The sequence below is a fragment of the Chitinophaga sp. genome (assembly GCF_035538455.1).
Classification (GTDB): Bacteria; Bacteroidota; Bacteroidia; order Chitinophagales; family Chitinophagaceae; genus Chitinophaga.
The window spans coordinates 1-26,027 of record NZ_DATLKJ010000118.1; the positions used below are offsets into that span (position 1 = coordinate 1).

Annotated in this window: 3 protein-coding genes; all 3 read right to left on the reverse strand. The window is 51.6% G+C overall.

Annotated elements, in window-relative coordinates:
- Window positions 1-7,245, reverse strand: a 7,245-nt coding sequence (locus tag VM802_RS14365) for a non-ribosomal peptide synthetase (RefSeq protein WP_325531617.1), incomplete at its 3' end; no start/stop codon positions are given.
- A gap of 20 nt (window positions 7,246-7,265) precedes the next feature.
- Entirely contained in the window at window positions 7,266-8,249 is a 984-nt protein-coding gene (locus VM802_RS14370; RefSeq protein WP_325531619.1) for a non-ribosomal peptide synthetase, read from the reverse strand.
- Window positions 8,246-26,020: a non-ribosomal peptide synthase/polyketide synthase gene (locus VM802_RS14375; protein WP_325531621.1), complete on the reverse strand. Its 17,775-nt coding sequence runs from the start codon at window positions 26,018-26,020 to the stop codon at window positions 8,246-8,248. Before VM802_RS14375 ends, VM802_RS14370 begins: the two co-directional genes overlap by 4 nt.
- Between the last annotated feature and the right edge of the window lie 7 nt (window positions 26,021-26,027).

Here is a 26,027-nt window from a genome sequence, read left to right on the forward strand (position 1 = left end):
ATCAATGGTAGTGTGGAACATGGCCCCCCTGATGCTCTGGATAGCAGGTCTGGCATAATCTGCCGGCAGGTTCAGTGTTTCCACGCCTGCCAGTTGTTTCATCCAGTAAGACTGTTGCTGCTGTAATACACCATCGTTTACATAGTTTCTTTGCCATATAGCAAAGTCGGCATATTGCACAGGCAGCGGTGGCAGCGCCACGGGCGTATTGTGGAGGTAAGCGCTATAGAGCGAAGTAAACTCCCGGACAATCACTTCTGCCGACCAGCCATCAGCAGCGATGTGATGCAGACAAATCACCAGCAGATGTTCTTCTGTGGAAACTGTGCTGACCGCCGCCCTCAGCATGTAGTCAGCTGAGAGATCAAAAGGTGTTGCAATAAAGGAAGCAACGGCGGTCTTCAGATCAGTGGCAGTATCCAACGCCGTAAATGTCCATTGTGCGGCATCACGTATCACCTGGCAAACGGTTTCCTCTTCCTGGCGGTATACCGTGCGCAGCACTTCATGCCGCTCCACTATTGTCTGCAACGCATGATGTAACGCTGTTTCATTCAGCGGACCTTTCATCCGCAATACCAGTGGTATATGATAATGCAGCGTACCTTCCAGGCGGTCAATGAACCACAGGCGCTCCTGGCTGAAAGACAACGGGAGCTGCAATGGTCTGGTCCCTGCTGTAATAGCTGGCAGTAAAACATGGCCGCCCTTCAGCTCACCGCTCTCCGATAAAGCGGCGATAGTGGGATACCTGAACAGGGCTTTCATTTCCAGCTCGGCGGTTAACTCTTTCCTGATTGCAGCCAGCAGCCTGAGGGCGAGTAATGAATGTCCGCCCAGCTCAAAGAAATTATCGTATATCCCTATCCGTTCTATTCTCAATAATTGCTGCCAGATAGCGGCAAGCGTTGCTTCGGTTTCATTACGCGGCGCAGTATATGCCGTCGTCTTCAATGCGGCAGGATCTGCATCTGGTAAAGCTTTTCTGTCTACCTTACCATTCACGGTCAGCGGCAATTCTTCCAGCACTACCCAGGCGGCAGGTATCATGTAGGCAGGCAGCTGTTGCTTCAGCCAGGCTTCTGTAGCGGCTTTATCGAAGTCATGCTCCGTCACTACATAACCTGCCAGGTATTTAATACCACGGTTATCGTGCCTTGCTGTTACCGCACACTGACGGATGCCCGGCGCCTGTTTCAGGATGTTTTCAATCTCTCCCAACTCAATACGATAGCCGCGGATCTTCACCTGATCGTCAAGCCGGTCTATAAATTCAATGTTGCCATCACCGCGGCGGCGCACCAGGTCACCGGTGCGGTACAGGCGTGCTCCCTTGATGAAAGGATGGGGTACAAATTTTTCTGCGGTCAGCTCCGGTAAATTCAGGTACCCTCTTGCCAGCTGCGCCCCACCCACACAAAGCTCTCCGGGCACGCCCACAGGCGCCAGATCCAGGTTGGCGTTGAGGACATACGTATTGGTATTGGAAACAGCGCGGCCTATCGGTGGCAGCGTTTCGTCCGCTTCTTCACCAAGGAAATAAGAGGTGGTTACAACGGTATTCTCCGTAGGCCCGTAGTTGTTACTCAGTACAAAAGACAATCCGGTTGTATCCACACGCTGCAACCTGTCTCCGCCTGTGAGCAGATATTGCAGGTCTGTTGTGCGGTGACGCAAAGCATCCAGCACATCCTCTACCAGGCCGGTAGCGATAAAGCTATGGGTGATTTGCTCGTTGGCATAAAACGCTGCAAGGCGTTGCGGTGCTGTTTTTATCTGATCATCGAGCAGCCAGAGACTACTGCCTGCGCAAAGGTAGGGCCACACTTCCCAGCCGAAGGCGTCGAAGCCTACGCTGGCCATTGCGGTAGCGCGGCTTTCCGGCAACACTTCATGGCTGTCGATATGCCAGTGCACAAGGTTCACCAGGTTCCGGTGCTCTATCATCACGCCTTTGGGGCGGCCGGTGGAGCCGGATGTATAGATAATGTAAGCGAGTTGCGTAACGGCCGGACGATCATTCACCGCATGCACCGGATGCTGCAACAGCACATCTGACGGTGCATCCAGGCAGATGACATTCATATCATTTTCTGCAAAGAAGTCAGCCGTGGAAGTCAGTGCAATAACCTGCCTACACTTACAATCGTTGAGAATATACTGGATACGATCCTGCGGATAGCCTGGATCAACCGGTACGTAGGCTGCTCCCGCCTTGAGGATGCCCAGCATCGCCACCAGCATTTCCGGGCGTCTGCCGATACACACTACGATCAGGTCCTCCGGTACAGTACCGGATGCTTTGAGATAATGCGCCAGCCGGTTCGACTGTTCATCCAATGTTTTATAACTCCATCGCTCGTTGTCACATACAAGCGCTGTAGCCTCAGGCGCCAGGACTGCCTTTTCTTCAAACAGGTCAAGCACTGTCTTATCTTCCGGATAATGCACGGATTCGCCGGCGAAGGTGCGCAGCAGCGGATAATGTTCTGCTGCCGGTAACACAGGGCAATCACTGATTTTCCTGTCCGGCTGTTCCAGGTAGAACAGCAGCGCATTGCTGAAATATTCTTCAAGCTGCTCCAGCGTTTTTTCCGATCTTAGTTTTTTCCTGAGACTATAGCTCACGGCAAATACACCGCCAGTGAGGTTCACCGTACAATCCAGGAACGTGTTGGTCAACTCATGGCCACTGAGTGCAATATTGTCTTCCTCATTTTCACCGGCGCCGCTTTCACCCAGCTTGCCATAGACGTGGAAGTTTACGAAGTTGAACAACGCATCGAAGAATGGATTACCTGCGTTCCCCTGTTCTCTAGTAATTTCAGCGATGGTCAGCAAACTGGTACGATCCACTTCTTTCAGCCGCAATAATTTTCTTTCTATCTCTTCAAAATACGATTGCCAGGTAGAACTGTTGACCATTGTAAACCTGAAGGGAACCGTATTGAGGAAACATCCGATCAGCCGGTCGCCATCTTCAGATAAGGGCCGGCTGTTGGTTACCAGCCCGATGGTAACATCGTTCTCATAAGTCAGTGCACTTAATGAATACAGGTAAGCGCCGAAGAAAATTGCTTTGAGGGAGATATTTTCCCTGCCTGCTTTCTCTCTCAGCTTATACAGGAAAGTATCTGCATAACGGCGGCTGAAGCGCTCCTGACAAGTCTCTTCTGTAAATATATCCAGGCGTTTGTATGCAGCCAGCTCCTGCTTCCAGAAAGCATGCGTGGCAGTGTTCCGCTTCGTAGCGATGCTTTCAATAATGTAATCGCGGTAGGAACTTTTAAGCGGCGGCACTACAGGAAGCGGCCTTCCTGCATGTATTTCAGTACACAGCTGATACAGTTCCGTATTGAGTGATGCCACGCTCCAACCGTCGAGTATAGCATGATGAAACTGGAAGACGTAGATATTATGCTGTTTTAACTCGAAGACCGTCGCTCTCCACAACGGTGCTTCATGAAAAACGAAAGGCTTGCTGCGCTCCTGTTCGAGGAATGCGCCGATCGTTTCTTCCACTTCACTGCTGGTCATCATGGTCAGATCAAAACTGCCCACCTTCACATCAACAGACCTGTATACTACCTGGAGATCGTGCCCGGCGGTATTCAGCCTGAAAGCTGTTCTCAGTATACTGTGCCTGGAAACGATGGCGGCGAAGGCTTCGCGGACAATCTCTGCGCTGAATGCAGCGGGAATGTTATATACAAACTGACCATGGTACAATGCTTCATCCGGATTCAGTACAGAAGAATATACCATTCCCTGTTCGATGTCGCTCATCGGGTATACATCTTCGATGAGCGCTGCATTTTCCAGCTGCGGCATTACCTCTTCCCTGATACCGGCGATTTCTGCGCCGATGGCAGCGTGCAGGTTATCTTCCGTATTGCCGGATACCGCCGCTTTTTCAAGCAGGGCAGCCAGATCAGCGATAGTAGCGGATTGGTACACGTCAAATACTTTCAGGTTTCTTCCGAAAGCCTGTTTAACCCGGCTCACTACTTTTATCACGCGGATGGAGTCTCCGCCGCGTTCAAAGAAATTATCGTATATGCCTGCCTGTTGTATGCCCAGCAGTTCTTCCCAGATGGCGGCCAGTTGCTGTTCTGTTTCATTGCGCGGCGCTACATATGCAGTGGTGTTAACGATTACGTCTTCCGGATCGGGTAAGGCTTTGCGGTCTACTTTACCGTTAACTGTCAGCGGGATCTTTTCCAGCGGCACCCACGCTGCCGGTACCATGTATTCCGGCAGATGCTCTCTCAGCCAGGATTGCAACGCCTCTTTATTAAACTCCGCTTTGGGTACTACATAACCCACCAGCTGCTTGTTGCCCGTTTTATCCGTTTTGGCGATAATCACACAGCTCTGCACCAGGTTACTTTTCTGTAATACGCTCTCAATCTCACCCAGCTCAATACGGAAGCCGCGGATCTTCACCTGGTCATCGATACGGCCAAGGTATTCCAGGTTGCCGTCTGGCAGCCACCTGGCGAGGTCGCCGGTCTTATATAACCGTTCACCTGCGATAAACGGACTGGGAATAAATCTTTCTGCCGTGAGCGCCGGTAAATTGAGGTAGCCCCTTGCGAGCCCGGCCCCGCTGATATACAGCTCTCCTGACACTCCCACCGGCACAGGCGTTCTGTTATTGTTCAATATATAGGCGTATAGTGTAGGGATTGTATGTCCTATCACACTCGCCGGATGTTCAAGATGTACAGGCAGCATCTCCTGGAAAGTCACGTGCACCGTGGTTTCTGTGATACCGTACATATTAATGAGGCGGCACGCAGGATAATGTTGCTTCCAGGCTTTGATCCTTACAGGATTCAGCGCCTCGCCGCCGAATATTACATATCGTACCGGTACAGCGTCTGCATGGCTCACCATATAATCCTGCAACACATAAAAAGAGGAAGGCGTCTGATTCAGTACAGTTACCTGCTCTTCCAGCAGTAACTGCCCGAACAGGGAACTGTCGATTGTTACCTGTTTCGGCACTACCACCAGGCGGCCGCCATAGAATAATGCGCCATACATCTCCCATACAGAGAAATCGAAGCAGAAGGAATGGAACATCGTCCATACATCTGATTCGTTAAAATCATACAACATAATGTCTGTCTCAAACAGACGCACTACGTTGTAATGCTCTATCAGCACGCCTTTAGGGCGTCCTGTAGATCCGGAGGTATAGATTACGTAAGCCACATGTTGCGGCGAACGTTGTATATCGGGATTGATAACAGGTTGCTGGCGGATGATCTCCTGATCGGTATCCAGCTCAATCATCCTGGCAGCTGAATAGTTGCATACAGCGCTGCAGCGGCTGTTGCTCACCACCACTGTTGCCTTTGTATCTTCCAGCATGTAGCGGATACGGTCTTCCGGATAGGCCGGGTCCATTGGCACATAGGCGCCACCGGCTTTCATGATGCCGAGTATCCCTACAATCATGTCCGTTCCGCGGTCGATGCAAAGTGGTACAAGCGTTTCTTCCTGCACGCCATGCGAACGCAGGTAGTGTCCCAGCTGCGTAGCTTTCCTGTCAAGCTCACCGTAGGTGAGGCTTTCATTTTCATAGGTCACGGCAATTGCATCCGGACGCTCCGCCACCTGTTTTTCAATGAGGTCGAGGATGGTGGTATGCTGCGGATAATTGACCCTGACGCCGGGGAAGTCCTGCAACAGCTGTTTTTCTTCCGCAGGCGTGATCATCGGCAGGCTGCCGGTCAGCTGTGAAGGTGCTGCCACCACAGATTTCAGCAGCTGCTCATAGTGTGCTGCCATGCGGGCAATAGTAGCTGCATTGAACAGGTCTGTACAGTATTCTATATCCAGCTGCAACCGTTTCTTCTCTTCAGTAATAGTGAAGGTCAGTTCAAACTTTGCCGTTTTATTTTCCGGCGCCACCATCGAGATAGTGGTATCACCCAGCGTTGCCGCTGTCATTTCAGGAATATTCTGCAATACGAACATCACCTGGAACAGCGGATGACGGCTGCGGTCGCGGTCCCTGGCCGCTACGTCCACTACTTTTTCAAAAGGAATATCCTGGTGGTCATAGCCTCCCAGCAAAGTATCTTTCACCTGTTGCAGCAATGCAGTAAATGGCTGGTCGTTGCTCAGGTCACTACGCAGCGCAAGAGTATTGGCGAAGAAGCCGATCAGGTCTTCCGTCTCGCGGCGGCGGCGGCCAGCTATCGGCGTCCCCACGCAGATCACTTCCTGACCGCTGTAGCGATACAACAACACCTTATACACAGATAAAAGGGTCATGAACAAAGTCGCGTTCTGTTCCTGGCTGAACCGGTGCAGATCCGCTGTCAAACCAGCGTCTATAACCATATGATGCATGGCGCCCCGGGTGCTTTGCACGGCAGGCCGCGGATAATCCAGCGGCAGGTTCAGCGGCTCCACACCTGCAAGTTGCTGCTCCCAGTAACGCTCCAGCTTATGCAATACCTCTCCCGACATGTAGGAGCGTTGCCACACCGCATAGTCCGCATACTGTACAGGCAATGGCTGCAAATCAGGCAGACGTTGTGTGGCATAAGCGCTGTATAATTCCACCAGTTCGCGCACCAGCACATTACCCGACCAACCGTCGGATGCAATGTGGTGCATCACCATCACCAGCAGGTATGCTGAAGGACCATCGTTCAGCAATGCGGCACGCAGCATATGATCCTGCGAGAGATCAAACGGCGCATGCAGTAATGTATGGATGGCCTCTTCCCTGCCGGCGCTTTCATCGATGGCCGACAAATGCCAACTGTCTTTTTCCAGGAAGTGCTGCCAGGCTTGTCCATCCTCTTCCCGCATCACGGTGCGCAACACTTCATGACGGTTCACCACTTCGCGGAATGCCTGTTCCAGCGCTGTGCTGTCAAGTACGCCCCGGAATTTCAGGACGGTAGGAATATGATAATGTACGCTTCCCTCCAGCTTGTCAATGAACCAAAGACGCTCCTGGCTGAATGATAACGGGATAGCCTCTCCGTCACGTTTCACAGGCGCGATAGTGGCGGTGAGACTGTCAGTAACTTTTTTATTCCGGAGATGATCAATGATGATACGTTTATACTCTTTGATCTCTTCTATGATCGTTTCATCTATATCCCTGTCTTCATCCGCTTCCATCACCAGCTTACCGTTTTCCAGTAACACAGTGATCCCGGAACGGCTGGCCTTTTCCAGCAGTTCATCAACATTAATTACATTCAGGTTAATCATACCAATATTTTTAGGGTCGCTTAATCCAGTATTATTCTTTTCCGTTTTTTTGTTTCAGCCGCTTGCTTTGTGATGATGAAGGCGGCAAGCGATTCGAGCGTAGGATGTTCGAAAAGCGTACGTACCGTCAGCTCTGTGCGCAGTGTTTCCAATATCGCCGCAGCCATGCGCATCACCAGCAGGGAGTGCCCGCCGAGGTCGAAGAAATTATCGTGTACCCCTACCCGTTCTACACGCAACAGCTCTCTCCAGATACCAGCCAGTGCTTCTTCTGTTTCATTGCGCGGCGCTACATATGCCACGGTAACGGTTTCTCCGGCTGCTATATCCGACAGGAATTTCTTATCGATCTTACCATTGGGGGTAAGCGGCATCTCCGCCAGCTCCATCAATGCAGGCACCATGTATTCCGGCAGCTGCTCCCTGAGATAAAGGGCAATTGCTTCCCTGTCGAACTGCCCCTGCGCCGGCACTACAAATCCTGCCAGCCATTTGATACCCTGCTGATCAGATTTAGCGATCACCGCACATTGCTGCACGCCCTCATGTTGTTGCAGGATGTTCTCTATCTCACCCAACTCTATACGATAACCACGGATCTTCACCTGTTCATCGATACGGCCCAGGTACTCAATAGTACCGTCTTCCAGCCAGCGGCCCAGGTCCCCTGTGCGGTACATCTTCTCCCCAACACGGAACGGATCTTTTACGAACCGGTCGGCAGTGAGGTCAGGCCGGTTCAAATAACCGCGCGACACCCCAATACCAGATACACAGATCTCGCCCGCTATACCCGGCGCGCACAACTGACCATAGCGGCCCAGCACATAGATATGCAGGTTCTGCACCGGACGGCCCAGCGGCACAATATGGCCTGCCGGCGCCTCATACATCAAGTGATGCGTAATATCATCCGATGCTTCCGTCGGGCCATAAGCATTTACCACCGGGATGCGCTGGTAATGCGGATGACTAAACCAATCTGTAAGCAGCGAAGGACTCACCGCCCCCCTGTTACCAGCAGGTAACGGAGACAGCTCAACGTAACGGAAGGATTTTCCTGTAATACAGCTGCGAGATAGGAAGGCACAAGTTCCAGTATGTTCACCTGGTCATCTTCTACCTGTTTTATCAGTGCGGATGGATGAAGAATATGATGATCGCCATAGATCACCGTCCGGCCGCCGCACAGCAAAGCGCTGAACATCTGCCATACCGATATATCAAATGTATATGACGCCGTGTAAGCCAGTATGGTAGCCTCGTTCATCTCCAGGTCGTTGATCTTCGCATACAGGTGGTTCAACATACCAGCATGTTCTACCAGCACGCCTTTAGGTTTGCCGGTGGAACCGGAGGTATAGATCACATAAGAAAGATCACCGGCAGCAGGCTGATAAGACAGTGACGTAGCGGGATAATCAGCCAATGCCGCTGCATCATCCAGGTTGATGATCAGCCCGGACCAATCCTGCGGGATGTTACCCTTGCTCTGGTCACTGCTCAGTATAATGTTAGTGCCGGTATCACTCAGCATGTAGCGCATACGTTCAGCAGGATACGCCGGATCAAACGGTATATAAGCGCCGCCAGCCTTCCATACGCCAAGGATACCAAGCAACATATTCAGTCCTTTCTCCAGGCAGATGCCCACCAAGGTATCTGCGTGCACGTTATGATGTTGTAACAGGTGCGCAATGCGGTTAGCTGCTTCATCCACGTCCCTGTAGGTCATGGTGCGGCTTTCATATACCAGCGCCACCGCATCCGGCCTGGCTTTCACCTGTTCTTCGAAGATCGTCACAACGTTCTTCTCATGCGGATAAGCTACCTGCTTCGCATTGAAGGTTTCCAGCAGCAGGGTTTGTTCTGCTGCCGTGAGCGGGTTAAGGTCGCCGATGGTCAGGTGGCTCTGTAAAGTAATCTGCGACAACAGCTGCTCAAAGTGTCCGGCAATAACTTTCACGGCGGATGTTGACAGCACGCTGTCGTTGTACTTGAATATCACCGTGATCTCATCTGCTACTCCAACGATCACTTCCAGCGGGAAGTTCGTCTGCTCGCTGATCACCACCTGCTCTACCTGCAACTGCCAGTTGTTGGATGCGATGATCGCATTTACCGGGTAGTTCTCAAATACCAGCAGTGTATTGAAAAGCTCTCCTCTCAGACCTGCCCACAGCTGGATCTCTTCCAGTGTAGCATATTGGAACCGCCTGCTTTGCAGCTGTTCCAGCTGCAACTGTTGCAACCAATCTGTTACAGCAGCATGTTTGTTGATGCCTGAACGGAATGGCAACGTATTGATGTACATACCTACCGCCTGCTCGATACCCGGCAGCTCTTCCGGTCTTCCGGAAACGGTAACGCCATAGGTAATATGTTCATTGCCGGTATAATAATGCAGGAGATAAGCCCAGATGCCCTGTATCAGCGTGTTTACGGTCAGGCGCTGCTGTTGTGCATACCGGATGATCTTATCGCTGAACGCTTTCCCGAATGGTTTTATCTCTTCTCTGAAGATGCCATCGTTACCGGCAGCATCGTCGGCGGCCTGCACAAACGGCAGCAATGTATTTTCTGTTACGTCTTTCAGGTATTGACGCCAGTAGGCTTCTTCCTGTTCTTTGTCCCTCGCTTCGAGATAACGGATGTGAGGTTCGAAGCGGTCTTCCTGTTGTTGCGGTACCTCTTGTCCGGTGGCGAGCAATTCGTAAGTATGCAGCAGCTCTTCCAGTATCACGGGCATTGACCAGCCGTCTATCAACAGGTGATGTATGGTCCATACCAGGCGGCACCTGCGGTCATCCAGCCTGATGAGCGTGAGCCGCATCAGCGGATGTTCTCTGAAGTCAAATCCCGTAGTGCGGTCTGTGGCCTCAAATGCTTTAACAGCTGCCTCCTGGCGGTCTTTCGTCATGCCGCTGAAATCCTTGATGGTTACCGGGATGGCGGTCTCTTTATATACACACTGCACCGGGATGCTGAAGGTATCGTAATAGAAGGCGCTGCGCAGTATGGCATGATGCCGGAGGATAACAGCCCAGGTATCGCGGAAAATATCTTCGCGCAGGTCTGTAATATCACAGCTCACCTGCTCCATATAGGCGGCAGACTGATTATCATATAAGCCGTGGAACAACATGCTCTCCTGCAGGCCGCTCAGCCGGTAAAGACTGTCGATCTGCTCCCTGCGCGGGCTGCCGTTGTGACCGGCATCCAGGAAAGCGTCCAGCTCTGTATAACTAATCTCTTGCTCCAGGGCATAATCAGATGGTGTGTATTGAGATACTTCCTGTGCAAAGCAATGTTTAATCAATGCTCTGAGGCGCAACAGATAGTCATTCGCCAGCTGTTCGATGTCGGTATGATCAAAATGCACCGCACTGTATTTCCACTGTAATACCAGTTGTCCGTCCTGGATGATACTGTCTACCGTCAGTTTTTCGTTCACCGGGAAGTTCAATCCTACGGCATCTCCACCCGGCTCCTCTGCTGCACCCAGCAATCCGTCTTTATTGATAACATTGCCTGCCTGTCCGAGGTAGTTGAAGATAACATCCCATCCGGCTGCCTGCTGTAAGGTAGCGGCGCGGTTGATATATTTCAGCATGCCATAGCCAAGCCCCTTACCGGGTATGCGGCGCAGTTGTTCTTTTACAGACTTCAGCATATCGCGTTCCGGCAAGTCTGCTCCGGCAGATAATAACACCGGGAATAAGCCGGTGAACCAGCCTACGGTACGGGTTACATCCATATGATCCGAGATATGCTCACGGCCATGAGATTCCAGCCCGATCAATACCTGTTTATCGCCGTTCCACGCAGCCAGCGTAAAGGCCAGCGCGCACAGCAGGAGATCGTTGATCTCTGTATGATACGCCTGTGCGGTATTATACAGCAGCTGGCCTGTCAAGGCAGTATCGAGTTTCACGGTCAGATTACGTATATCCGACACCGTTATCGCTGCTGTATGCTGCTTCGTAGTCCTTAACGGATGATGATGTTGCACAGCCTGTTCCCAGTAAGGCAGCTGTGCCTGTACGTCCCTGCGCTGGGCATGTACTGCCAGGGCGTTGTACCATTGGCGGTAAGAACTGGTTTTAGGACCCAGTATTGCCTCCGGCGTCTGTTGCTGGTTATTTTTCAGCAACATCTCAAGATCTTCCAGCAGGATACGCCATGAAACGCCGTCAACAGCCAGGTGATGGATGATGATAAGTAAACGGTTATCTTCTTTGTAGCCTGGCATCAGCATCAATACGGCACGGATCACAATGCCGTGCTGCGGCGAAAGGCTTTGCTGATACTTGTTGCTATAGCTGGCTATCATGTTGTCCAGGTCTTCAGCGGCTACGGCACGGAAGTCTACTATTTCTATGTGCTCATAATGATCTCCATAAGCCTGTTTCCAACCCTGATCATACTGATAGGTGAAACGCAGCGCATCGTGGTGGCTGATCAGGTGTTGTATGGCATCCGTCGCTACTGTAGTATTCACCTGCCTGCTGATACGCAGTAACACGCTCTGGTTGTAGTGTGTACCGGCTGCATCGTTGCCATCCGGCGCCACGTTATCAAAAAAGGCCTGCTGGATAGGCAGCAGGTTACTGTCGCCGGTAAGAACTCCCTGCTCTGTGTGCACATCCGCGTGTTGTCCGGATGCCGCCAGCAGTGCGGATAATCCGGCTATTGTCTGGTGTTTGAACAGATCTACGGGTTTCAACTCGTAGCCCGCACGCCTTGCACGGCTTACCACCTGTATCGTGATGATTGAGTCGCCGCCGAGTTCAAAGAAATTATCATGAATGCCTACCTGCTGAATACCTAAAAGCTCTTTCCATATGTTGGCCAATGCATGTTCTGCCTCATTCCGCGGCGCCACATAGTTATGCTGTGTTGCGCCGGTGTCTGCCGGTTCAGGCAGGGCTTTGCGGTCTATCTTGCCGTTGTTTGTCAACGGAATTTCTTCCAGCGGCACCCACAAGGCAGGCGCCATATATTCAGGCAGGCGGTCTTTCAACCACAACTGCACTTCGTCTTTATTAAATACGCCTTCCGGTACTACATAACCTACCAGTCGCTTATTGCCGTGCTTATCAGCTTTCACTAACACCACACACTGGTTGACAGATGCATGTTGCTGAATGGTATGCTCTATCTCACCCAGCTCTATACGGAAGCCACGGATCTTCACCTGGTCGTCGATACGGCCCAGGTACTCCATCGTGCCGTCTGGCAGCCATCTGCCGAGATCGCCGGTGCGATATAAGCGGCCACCGGAAGGGAACGGATTGGCAATGAATTTTTCCGCCGTAAGATCAGGCCGGTTCAGATAACCGCGCGATACGCCGATACCCGACACGCATATCTCTCCGGGCACGCCCACAGGATTCACCTGCATCGCGGCATCCACAACATACAACTGCAGGTTCTGTACCGGCTTACCCAACGGCACCGTGATACCGGTTGGTGTAGTGTGCATGATATGATGACAAATATCATCTGATGCTTCTGTAGGACCATAGGCATTCACCACCGGGATTGCCGGATATTTGCTGAACCACTGCGACACCAGGTGCTGACTCACCGCTTCCCCTGTTACCAACAAGTATTGCAGCGATTGTAATGCCACCGGTATTTCCTCCTGTAAAACAGATGATAAATAAGAAGGCACCAGTTCAAGTATCGTTACCTTACGCTGATCCACGTCTGTCATCAGTTGGGCAGGACTGAAGATCAGGTGTTCCGTATACACAACGGTGGCGCCTCCGCAAAGGAAGGCAGAGAACATCTGCCATACAGATATATCGAATGTATAGGAAGCTGTATAAGCAACGATGGAGTTGCTGTTCAGCTGCAGGTCATTCACCTTGGCATAAAGGTGATTGAGCATGCCCGCATGTTCCACCATTACGCCTTTGGGTTTTCCGGTAGAACCGGAAGTATAAATCAGATAAACCAGCTGACCAGGATGCGGTGTTGAAGACAATACCTCAACGGGTGCAGCGGCAATAGCATTTTTTTGTTCATCCAGCGAAAGGATCGTACCGCTGAAAATGCCGGACAATACAGCGCCGAGGCGCCGGTGTGTGATCACCAGCGCGGCGCCGGTATCTTCCAGCATGAAGCGGATACGCGATTCCGGGTATTGCGGATCTATCGGCACATAAGCACCACCGGCTTTCATAATACCGAGTATGCTGATGATCATGTCCGGAGAACGTTCCAGGAACAACGGCACATATGCTTCATCCTGAACGCCCTGCTGGCGCAGGTAATGGGCCAGCTGACCGGAACGTTCATCCAGTTCGCGGTAGCTCAGTACTTCATTTTCATAAATAACAGCCGGCGCATCAGGCGTGCGTAATGCCTGTTCCCTGAAGAGATCAACAAAGGTCTGTTCCTGGTTGCAGGCTACTACGGTATCATTGAAATCATTTACAACGGAAGTAACTTCCTCCTCCGTTATCAGGCGCAACAAACCGGTCTTCGTTTCCGGCGCTGATACGATGGATTGCAACAGTCTTTCATAGTGCCCTGCCATGCGGCGGATGGTGTCTTCGTGGAACAACGCCGTGCTGTATTCTATCTCCATAGCCAATCCATCCGCCTGTTCTGAAAGGCCGAAGGTCAGGTCAAATTTGGAGATATTATGCGCGATGGTTTCCTGCGACAACAACACATCACCCAGGCGGGTAGCATCGGAAGTTTCCTGGTTCTGCAAAATGAACATCACCTGGAACAACGGATGGCGGCTGCGGTCACGCTCCGGCGATACGGCTTCCACCATCTTTTCAAAAGGAAGATCCTGGTGCTCATAGGCTGCCAGCAACTGTTGCTTCAGCGATTGCAGCAAGGCAGTAAATGCGCTGTCTCCATCTACCTGCTGGCGCACCGCCAGCGTATTCACAAAGAAGCCGATCATGTTTTCCAGCTCCTGCAAACGGCGGCCCGCTACCGGCGTACCTACGCAAATATCTTCCTGACCGCTGTAGCGGTACAGTAATACCTGGAAAGCAGCTAACAGCGTCATATACAGCGTTACGCCCTGCTCATGGCTCAGCGATTGCAGGGAGGCTTGTAATACCGCAGGTATATGATAAGTAACTTTGTTACCGGCATTACTTTGTATAGCAGGACGGGGATAATCGGTGAGCAGGTTCAACGGCGCAACACCCGTGAGCTGGTCTTTCCAGTACTCCAGCTGAGCTGACAGCACTGTTCCGCTCAGGTAATCGCGCTGCCACAATGCATAGTCAGCGTATTGCAGCTCAGGCGCTGCCAGTGCAGGTATACGGCCGGTAGTAATGGCTTCATACAGCTCCGGCAATTCTTTCACGATCACGCCCATCGACCAGCCGTCAGACGCAATATGATGCATCACAATTGCCAGTAAATATTCGTCCTTACCTTCCTGTAACAATCCTGCGCGCAACATATAATCTTCAGCGAGGATAAAAGGTTTGTCCAGCCATGTCATCATCTCTTCCCGATCAGACAGTTGTTCCAGCTGCCAGGCATCTGCTGTACGTACCTGCTGCCAGGCTTTTCCTTCTTCTTCCACCATTACCGTGCGCAGTACTTCATGGCGCTGTACTACCTCCCGCAGCGCCAGTTCCAGCGCTTCGCGGTGCAGTGGTCCCGATAGTTTCAGCAGGGCTGGTATATGATAGTGTACGCTGCCTTCCAGCTGGTCAATGAACCATAAACGCTGCTGACTGAAAGACAACGGAATCCTTTCGGGACGCGGCAATGCTTTGATGGCAGGAACCGCCGTAGGCTCATACAGATGCAGCAGCGCAGACAGCCCGGCTATATCCGGATGCTTGAAAATACTTCCTACTGCCACTTCCAGCTGCATAGATTTACGGATAGCCGCAATCAGCCGCATCGCCAGCAGGGAGTTTCCTCCCAGCTCAAAGAAATTATCGTATATCCCTACCCGTTGTACCCCCAGCAACTCCTTCCATATTGCCGCCAGCGCGTATTCTGCATCATTCCGGGGCATCACGTAGGTATTTTCAGCAGCACCGGCGTCAGAAGGCTCCGGCAGCGCTTTACGGTCTGTCTTCCCGTTGCCCGTCAATGGAATTACTTCCAGCGGCACCCACAAGGCAGGTACCATATATTCCGGCAGGCGGTCTTTCAGCCATTCCTGCAATGCTTCTTTGTTAAATGTACCTTCGGGCACCACATAACCAACCAGTCGTTTATTACCATGCTTATCGGCTTTCACCAATACTACGCACTGACTCACGGATGCATGCTGCTGAACAGCATACTCAATCTCTCCTAACTCTATGCGGTAGCCGCGTATCTTCACCTGATCATCGGTACGGCCCTGGTATGCTATGTTACCATCTGGCAGCCAGCAGGCAAGGTCGCCTGTTCTGTATAATCTTTCCGCCGCATTCCAGGGTGCGGATACAAACTTCTCTGCGGTCAGTTCTGCTCTGTTGAGGTAACCACGCGCCACTTGTATACCACCGATATATAACTCCCCGGTAACACCCAGCGGCACTACGTTTCCGGCAGCGTCCAGGATATATAACTGCGTATTGGAAACTGGTTTACCGATCGGCACAACGGTAACTGCTTCGTCTTGTTTAACGGCTGGCCAGCAACTCACGTCAATGGCAGCCTCCGTAGGTCCGTAAAGGTTATACAGCCCGATACCATCCAGCTTCTCATGGAAAGAGTTCACATGCGCAGCCTGTAAGGCTTCTCCACTGCACAATACCCTGCGGAGCCGGGCGCCCTCCCCGGTTGAAATCTGTTCCAGGAATACCTGCAACATAGACGGTACAAAGTGTATCGTAGTGATCTGTTGCGCGGCAATTACATCGCTGATGTATGCGGCATCCTTCTCCCCTCCCGGGATGGCAAATACCAGCTTAGCGCCGGTCATCAAAGGCCATAACAGTTCCCATACCGATACGTCGAAGCAGAAAGTGGTCTTCTGCAAAACAGCATCCGTATGATCCAGGCCAAAGTAACCCTGTGTCCACAGCAGGCGGTTCAATAGCCCGCGATGCTCATTCATCACACCTTTGGGCTTGCCGGTGGAACCGGAAGTATAGATCACATAAGCCAGATGACCCGGCCGCGGCGGTGCCAATGCGTGACGCGGTGCAGCATTTATTTCTTCCTGCAATTCATCCAGTGATAATACGCTGCCGCTGAAAATGTCCTTCAATGTGGCTGCGTGGCGTTGCTGCGTTAATACCAGCGGTGCATTGGTATCTTCCAGCATATAGCGGATACGGGCCTCCGGATAATGCGGATCAACCGGCACATAAGCGCCGCCGGCTTTCAGAATACCAAGTATACCGATGATCATGTCGAAGGAACGCTCCAGGCACAGGGGCACCAGCACTTCCTCCCGAACGCCCTGTTCGCGCAGGTAACAGGCCAGCTGATGGGAACGTTCATTCAGTTCACGATAGCTCAGTATCTCGTTTTCAAAAACAACTGCCGTCGCTTCCGGCGTACGCAATACCTGTTCATTGAACAGATCCGCAAAGGTCTGGTCCAGGTTATAGGCAACAGCCGTATCATTGAAATCTTTTGTAATAGAGGTAACTTCTTCTTCTGTAGTCATGCGCAACAAACCGATCTTTGTCTGTGGCGCGGATATAATGGATTGCAGCAACACTTCAAAGTGCTGCGCCATGCGGCGGATCGTGTCTTCACGGAATAAAGCAGTGCTGTATTCTATCTCCATAGCCAACCCGGCGACCTGCGATGTCAGGCTGAATGTGAGATCGAATTTGGAGACGTTGTGCGCAATAATCTCCTGCGACAACAACACATCACCCAGGCGGATATCACCGGATGTTTCCTGGTTCTGTAAAATGAACATCACCTGGAACAGCGGATTACGGCTGCGGTCTCGCTCCGGCGACACGGCTTCCACCATCCTTTCGAAAGGAAGGTCCTGGTGCTCATAGGCAGCCAGCAGCTGTTGCTTCAGCGACTGTAACAACGCGGTAAAGGAAGCGCTTCCATCCACCTGCTGACGCACGGCCAACGTATTCACAAAGAAGCCGATCATATGCTCCAGCTCCTGCAGACGGCGGCCCGCTACCGGCGTACCAACGCAGATATCCTCCTGACCACTGTAACGATACAGCAACACCTGGAATGCAGCCATCAGCGTCATGTACAACGTGGTGCCCTGCTCCTGGCTCAGTGATTGCAGCGATGCTTGTAAGGCCGGTGGAATATGATAGTGAATGATGTTACCAGCAGTACTTTGTATGGCCGGACGGGAATAATCAGTGGGAAGATTCAGCGGAGACACCCCGGTAAGCTGATCTTTCCAGTATTGCTGCCGGGCAGATAACACCTCGCCGCTCAGATAATCGCGCTGCCATATCGCATAGTCTGCATACTGCACCGGCAAAGGCTGCAAAGCAGGATCGCGATGCAACGTATGTGCATTGTATAATTCCACCAGTTCACGCACCAGCACATGGCCAGACCAGCCATCAGATGCAATGTGATGCATGGCAGTGATCAACAGGTATTCATCAGTGCCCGTTTCCAGCAGCGCTGCACGCAGCATATGATCCTGCGAGAGATCAAACGGCGCGTCCAGCAGTCCGCGAACTGCCTCGTCCTGGCTAATGTGCTCTCCTATGGAAGACAAACGCCAGCCATCCGGTTCCAGCACATGCTGATACGCCTGCCCATCCTCTTCGCGGATCACCGTGCGCAGCACTTCATGCCGGTTTACAATACCACGGAACGCGGCTTCCAACGCCTGCTTATCAATGTTGCCTTTCAATTGCAACACATTGGGAAGATGATAATGCACGCTGCCTTCCAGCCTGTCAATGAACCACAGGCGTTCTTGTCCGTACGACAACGGCACACGCGCCGGCCTGCTCTTACGACCGATCTCCGGTATCTCTGCCGTTGGTGAACTGCCCTCCAGCAACATGGCAAAAGCGGCCACTGTAGGATTTGCAAACACGGACTTCACCGGCATGGATACCTGGAAACGCTCGTGTAACGCGGCAATAAAGCGCATGACCAACAATGAGTGACCACCCAATGCGAAGAAATCATCGTATATGCCTACCCGTTGTATACCCAGTAATTCCGCCCATATCTCCGTCAGTATCTGTTCTTTCTCTGTACGCGGCGCTACATATTCACCGGAAGCGGTAGCGCCGGACCCCAGCGCCAGCAAGGTTTTCTTATCCACTTTCCCATTGGAGGTAAGCGGCAGCTGGTCCAGCTCCACCAATGCCGCAGGGACCATAAAGGCCGGCAGCTTCTCTTTCAGATAAGCGGTTACCGCCTGCTTATCAATAGTACCCTGCGCCACAATGTAGGCTACCAGGCTCTTATTGCCGGAAGCCTCCGTATGGGCAAGTACCACACATTGGTCGATACGACCGTATTGGCGGAGTGTATTTTCAATTTCACCTGGTTCTACCCGGAAGCCACGGATCTTCACCTGTTCATCCGCACGGCCGGCGTATTCTATGTTTCCGTCAGGCAGCCAGCGGGCGAGATCGCCGGTTCTGTACATGCTGGCTCCTGCTACGCCGGAAAAAGGATCAGGGATAAATGACAGGGCAGTTTTATTATCGTTATTCAGATAACCGCTTGTTACGCCGGCTCCACCTATATACAGCTCTCCTGTAACACCTACCGGTACCGGCTTGCCGGCTCCGTCAAGGATATAGGCGCGCACATTCGCCAGCGGCCTGCCTACCGGTACGGATAATGCGGCAGTGGCATTACCTGTATACAAACAGGCAAGCGCCGTGATCGTAGTTTCCGTAGGCCCGTATACGTTATAGAACTGTACATACCTGCTCCACTGCGTCGCCAGCTCCTTCGGGCACATCTCCCCGCCACAGAGCACCCTCTTCAAAGCGCTGTAGGCACGGGGCGTGAGCGTACTGAGGAAACCCGGCGTTGCCTCGAGGTGACTGATCCGCTGCGTATCCAGCAACGCTTCGAACGCCAGCGGGTCCAGCTGTGTTCCTTCCGGAAAGAGAACCAGTGCAGCGCCATTGAGTAACGCAAAGAAGATCTGTTCAATAGAAGGATCAAAGCAGTAGTTGGAAAACAGCAACACTCGTTCATCTTCCTTTATAGCAAACTGTTGACTCTGACAGTAAACCAGGTTGACAACCCCGCGGTGTGTAGCCACCACCCCTTTGGGGGTACCGGTAGAACCGGAAGTATAGATGATATAAGCAGGACTGTCCGGAGAAACGGTTACGCCAACCATTTCATCAGCACCTGAATAGATAGCGGTATCGTCTGTCGCTATTACTTTTTGAGTAAACTTATGGCGATGCTTAGCCGTAGTAAGAACCAGCGCAGCGCCGGTATCTTCCAGTATAAATGTAATCCGCTCCGCAGGATAACCTGGATCTACCGGTACATAGGCAGCTCCCAGTTTAAGTACGGCGAGTATGGCGATGATCATCTCAGGAGATCGCTCCAGGCATAGTGCTACACGCGCATCCTGTCCGGTTCCCTGTTGCTGCATGTATAAGGCCAGCTGATTTGCACGGTTATTCAGCTCTCTGTAACTCAGCTGCTGCGCTTCAAATATCAGTGCAGTAGCATCAGGTGTAGCGGCTGCCTGCTCTTCAAAGAGCGCCGTAATACTTTTGTGCGCAGGATAAGAAACGCTGCTGCCATTAAAGGTCTTCAGCACATCCCTCTCTTCGTTCGTCAGGATGCTGATCTCATCAATTTTTATCTTTTCGTTGGCAACAAGCTGTGATAAGACCTGTCTGAAATGTCCTGCCAGCTGATGAACATAAAGTTCCGGCAGTAAGGCTGTATTGTAGTTGAAGTTAATATCTATCGTGTCTGTAGCCGTAATACTGATATTCAGCGGATAGTTCGTCTGTTCACGGATGGTAATATCAGACAATTGCAGCTTCCACTGCCTGGTAGTGATCACCTCATCGATCGGGTAGTTCTCAAATATCAGGAGGCTGTCAAACAGATCACCGGTAATACCATTCCATTGCTGGATCAGACTTAACGGCGTATGCTCATATTCGCGTGAGGCAATCTGGCTCTGTTGTATCTCAGACAACCATTGCGCAGCATCCATACCCGGCGCTGTTCTGGTGAACAATGGCAGGGTGTTGATATAAAGCCCTGCACGCTGCTCCACCTCCGGCAAATCACCCGGACGACCCGATACGGTAACACCATACACGGCTTCATGACGACCGGTATAATGCTGTAGTAACAGAGCCCATACACCCTGCATGATCGTATTGACGGTCAGGCCGCCGTTCTTTGCATACGCCTTAATGCGGTTGGTAAAATCTGCCGGAACAAGCAGATGATGTTCTGCGTAAGTACCAGCGCCTTTCGTTCTGCCTGTCGCATCAGATGCGATGAAAGGCAGCTGTGTACCAGCTTCCAGCCCATTCAGATAAGCGCGCCAGTAAGCTTCTTCCTTCCACTTATCCTTCGCGTCTATATACCTGATATAATCTTCATAACGATCTTCCTCCACAGCTCCCGGATCACCGCCGCCTGCCAGCAGCTCATAATGCTGCAGCAGCTCCTGTACCAGTACCGGCAACGACCAGCCATCCAGCAGAATATGATGGAAACTCCATACCATCCGGTACTGATCTGCTGTGAGGCGAAGCAATGCCACACGCATCAGCGGAGCCGTTTTGAAATCGAAGCCACGGTTTCTGTCTTCATGCAGGAAGGCTTCCACAGCCGCGTTGTCCTTATCCCTGTAATCCAGTATGGTGAAAGGCAACGCCGCATGATCATCCACAAACTGCACCGGAATACCAAGTGTAGTTGCATCGAATCCTGTACGGAGGATGCTGTGCCTCTTCTGCAAATACGCCCAGCTTTGCTGTAACAGCCGCTCATCGATATTGTCAAGGCCGCAAATGAACTGCTCCATGTAGGCATGCGTACCTTCATCATAAAGACGATGAAAGAGCATACCTTCCTGTAACCCGTTCAGCCTGTATACAGCACTGACGCCACGGTGTTGCGGCAACGACAGGAAGCGGTCCAGCTGTTCCGGTTTCACAATACCTGCCAGTCCGAAGTCTGCGGGCGTATGACGTTGTTCAGCGGTAAGGCAGTGAGCAATCAGTTGTTCCAGGTGAACGAGATACTGATCTGCTATAGCTGTTACGGTTGACGCATTGTAATGCCTTTTGCTGTATCTCCAGGTAATTTCCAGCTGGCCGTCTTTGACCATACTGTTTACTGTAATGAGATTGCGCAGCAGATGGGCAGCGCCCACATCCACCCCTGCCGGCTCAGACGCCATGCTCAGGAGATGATTACCTGCTGTAACATTATCCAGCTGACCGAGATAGTTGAAAACAATATCCCAGGGCATATTATGTTGTAAGGAGGGCGTCCGGTTGATATATTTCAACACACCGAAACCCAGCCCGTTATCCGGCAGTTCGCGCAGATTTTCTTTAGTGTGGATGATGAGCGAAGCATCATCTTCCGCTGCGTGTAACAACACAGGATACATGGATGTAAACCAGCCCACGCTGCGATCCGTATTGACAGCCTCGCCCAGGCTTTCACGGCCATGCCCTTCCATACCAATGACAATCTGATTCTCCTTCGTCCACACGGTAAGCGTGCGTGCCAATGCCGCCAGCAACAAATCATTTATACCAGTGTTATATGCGTGGTGCGCTTCTTTCAGCAGCTGACCAGTGAGATCCGCCGGCAGCGTCACCCTATAATCACGGCTGTCCTTAACCCGTACCAGCTCTTCACATACATGATCCACCGGCAGCGGCGCTGATGCATCCATCGCCTTTTCCCAGTAGCGGACCTGCGACAACAAACGCGGGCTGCCGCTGTATGCGGCAAGGTGGCCATGCCATGCACGGAAAGAAGCGGTCTTCATCATCACCGGCATCTCCTTTCCGCTGACAGCCGCTTCCAGCATGTTGCTGAAATCATCCAGGATAATCCTCCATGAAACGCCATCCACCGCCAGGTGATGCACGGTCACAAACAACCTGTTATGACTGGCATCTGCCGGAAGTTTCATCCACACCATGCGGATCACATCCCCGGTGGTAATATCCAGCGCTGTCTGATAGTGATTACAGCCGGAAGTGATAACTGCCGGCAGATACTCTTCAGGCACCGTTGTATAGTCTTCTACCGACAACACGCTGAAATGCGCACTATAAGCCTGCTGCCAGGTATTATTTGTCCTTGTATAAGCAAAACGTAAAGCGTCGTGCTGCTCCTGCAAACGGTGCAGGATAGCAGATAAGATATTTTCATCTACCCGTTTATCCAGCGACAGCAACACACTCTGATTAAAGTGGTTAATCGTAGCATTGTCAACAAATTCTTCTTCAAAAAACCACTGCTGCACAGGGATCAGGCCCGCAGTACCCTCCAACACTTCCTGCTCTCCGGCAGGAACGCTGCCGGAATTTTCCCGGTTCCATATCAATGCCGCCAGCTGGGCCACTGTCGGGAAGCGGAATACCTCCTTTACTTGTAGCTCCAACCCTTCACGCCGGATGCGGCTTACCAGCTGAATAGTGATAATAGAATCACCACCCAGCCTAAAGAAGTTATCGTGTATCCCTACCCGTTGTATACCCAGCAGATCCTGCCAGATACCGGCCAGCAATGTTTCGGTATGATTACGCGGCGCTACATACTCGCTGCCGGAGAGTGAGCGTACATCCGGGTCCGGCAGCAGCCGCTTGTCGGCCTTACCATTTGCTGTCAGCGGAATATTTTCCACTTCCACCCAGATACCCGGCACCATGTACTCCGGTAATTTCTCCTGCAGGTATTCCACCAGCTGATCCCTGTTGAATGCGCCGTTGTACACCACATATCCGATCAGCCGTTTCGTACCCTGCGCATCCTGCTTTGCAAGCACCACACACTGTTTCACCTGCTCATGCTGCAACACGGTATTTTCTATCTCTCCCAACTCAATACGATACCCGCGGATCTTCACCTGGTCATCGATACGGCCCATATATTCCACGTCACCATCAATTGTCCAGCGGGCAAGGTCACCGGTCTTATACAGACGGCCGCCTTGCAGGAATGGATTGTCAATGAAACGCTCTTTCGTCAGCTCCTCCCGGTTGAGATAGCCGCGGGCTACACCTGCACCGCCTACAAATAATTCACCGGTAACTCCCACAGGCGCCGGTCTTCCATCCTGATCGAGGATGTAAGCGCTCCTGTTGTTCAGCGGCCGCCCGATAGGCGTACTAGCAGATATGGTATTTCCTGTCATCAGGTAGCTTAAAGAGAAGGTCGTATTCTCCGTAGGCCCGTAAATATTGCGGATGCTGATGTGAGGATAGGTATCGCGGAATTTGCCGGCATGCTTTTCAGAAAGCTTTTCACCACCGGTTAATATCGCAGACAGTTTCGCGAAAACAGTGATGTCTGTGTCCACCAGCTGATTGAACCAGCTGGTAGTGAAAAACATAGTAGTAACACCGTTGGTATACAGTTCCTGCTTCAGTAAGGCAGTATCCAGCAAATTATTTTCAACGCTCAGCACCAGGCGGCCGCCATTCAGCAGCATGCCCCAGTACTCAAACGTAGTGGCATCAAAGGACAGAGAACCAGCGGAGAGAATAACATCCTGATTGGTAAGCGACACATAATCCGTGCCCGTTACAAGACTCACGATATTCTGATGTGTCACCATCGCTCCTTTAGGCTGGCCGGTAGATCCGGAAGTATAGATCACATACGCCAGATCGTCTGGTTTTATCGTAGCAGTAACAGCATGAGCAACATCCGGCAACCGGCCTGTAATTTCATCAACATAAATAACCGGTCCATCGAACAACTGCTTTTCTGCCAGCGTCTCTTTCAATGCAGTAGCAGACAGCAACAAAGTACTGTTGATGTCTGTCAGCATAAACCGGATTCGCTCCACCGGATAAGCCGGATCTATAGGCACATAGGCAGCACCTGCCTTTAATACCGCGAGGATAGCCGTCATCATCTCCAATGACCGGTTCATGCAAACCGGCACCAGCGTACCGGGCGTAACGCCCTGCTGTTGCAGATAATGCGCCAGCTGACCAGACTTCATATGCAGTTCGCGATAGGTCAGCGTTTGTGACCCGCATATAACAGCGATGGCGTCAGGCGCCAATGCCACCTGCGCTTCATACAGATCTGTTACCGTACTGTCTTTCGGATAATCGGTCTGCACACCGGCAAACGCATGCAACAGCTGTTCCCTTTCATGCGGGGTAAGCAGGTTTACATTTTTCAGACTGCTCACCATACTGGCTGCAAATTGCAGCAGCACTTCCCGGAAATGGCCCGCAATCCGCTCCACAAATGCGTCTTCCAGCAATGTACTGTTGTAGCTGAAAGTAATATTGATATTACCGGAAGAAGTAATGATAATGGTTAAAGGGTAGTTGGTTTGCTCTTTCAGCACAATGTCTGTAACCTTTAATTTCCAGTGATCACTGGAAATTACCTTATCAACCGGATAGTTTTCAAACACCAGTAAGCTATCAAACAACTCCTCCTGGATACCAGCCCATTTCTTAACCGTATGCAATGGCGTATGTTCATACTCCCTCGAACGGAATTGTTGTTGCTGGATAGCAGTGAGCCATGCCGCAATATCCGCATCCCCTTCCATCTTCAGGCGCAGCGGCAGTGTATTGATATATAGCCCCACTCTATTTTCTACGTCTGCTAATCCGGCGGGCCTGCCTGCAACGGTTATACCGTAAACAATATCCGCGGCGCCCGTGTAAGCATGCAGGAGATACCCCCATATCCCCTGCATGATGGTATTGATGGTAAGTCCGTGTTCCTTTGCAAAAGATTGTACCTGCGCGCTGACTTTTGCATCCAGCGGCAGTGTAAGGGTATGATATTCCCCCAGTCCTTTCGTATGTTCATCTGCTGCCTTAATGAAAGGTAATACGCTGCCTGCGCTTAGCCCGTTCATATATCCCATCCAGTATTGTTCCTCTTCCTCTTTATCCCGCGCATAGACATAGCGGATATAATCTTCGTATGCATCCTGCACCGTGGCGGGCATCACTTTCCCGGCTGCAAAGTGCTCATAGCTTTGCAGCAGCTCTTCCATCAACACTGCTGTGGACCAGCCATCCAGCAGAATGTGATGGAAAGTCCAGATCATCCGGTAAGTGGAAGGCGCTGTCTGCAGCAGCGAGATCCGCATCAGCGGCGGCTCTTTATAGTTAAAGCCTTTAGCCTTATCTGCTGCCGCGAAGGCTGCGATAGCTGCTTCCAGGGATGCAGCAGTATGATGACTAAAGTCTTCGATATTGATATGCAGTGGAACATTTCTGTATACGCATTGCACTGGTACGTCCAGCCCTTCGTAATCGAAGCTGCTGCGCAGAATAGTGTGGCGCTGCAGCAGGTAATTCCAGCTGCGGGCAAAAGCCTCCGTATGCAGGTCGGTGAGCGTACAGGTTAATTGCTCTGTATAGGCGCCCGCGTCTTTATCATACAGGCCATGAAACAGCATCCCCTCCTGGAGGCTGCTGAGGCGGTATACAGCTGTAATCTTCGTTGTCTCCGTTCTGCTGGAAAGATGATCTATCAGTTCCTGCTTGTGCTGCCTGATATAAGAAATAACAGCGGTGTCATTCTTTACGGCTGCGATCTGTTCATCTGTCAGCTTATTCCTGTCAGCCTGCAGGATGAGCTTCTCGTCCTTTACGACCAGTGAAAAATGAGTGTCTTCCAGTTTGGTAATAAAATCCTTTATACTCATTTCAATT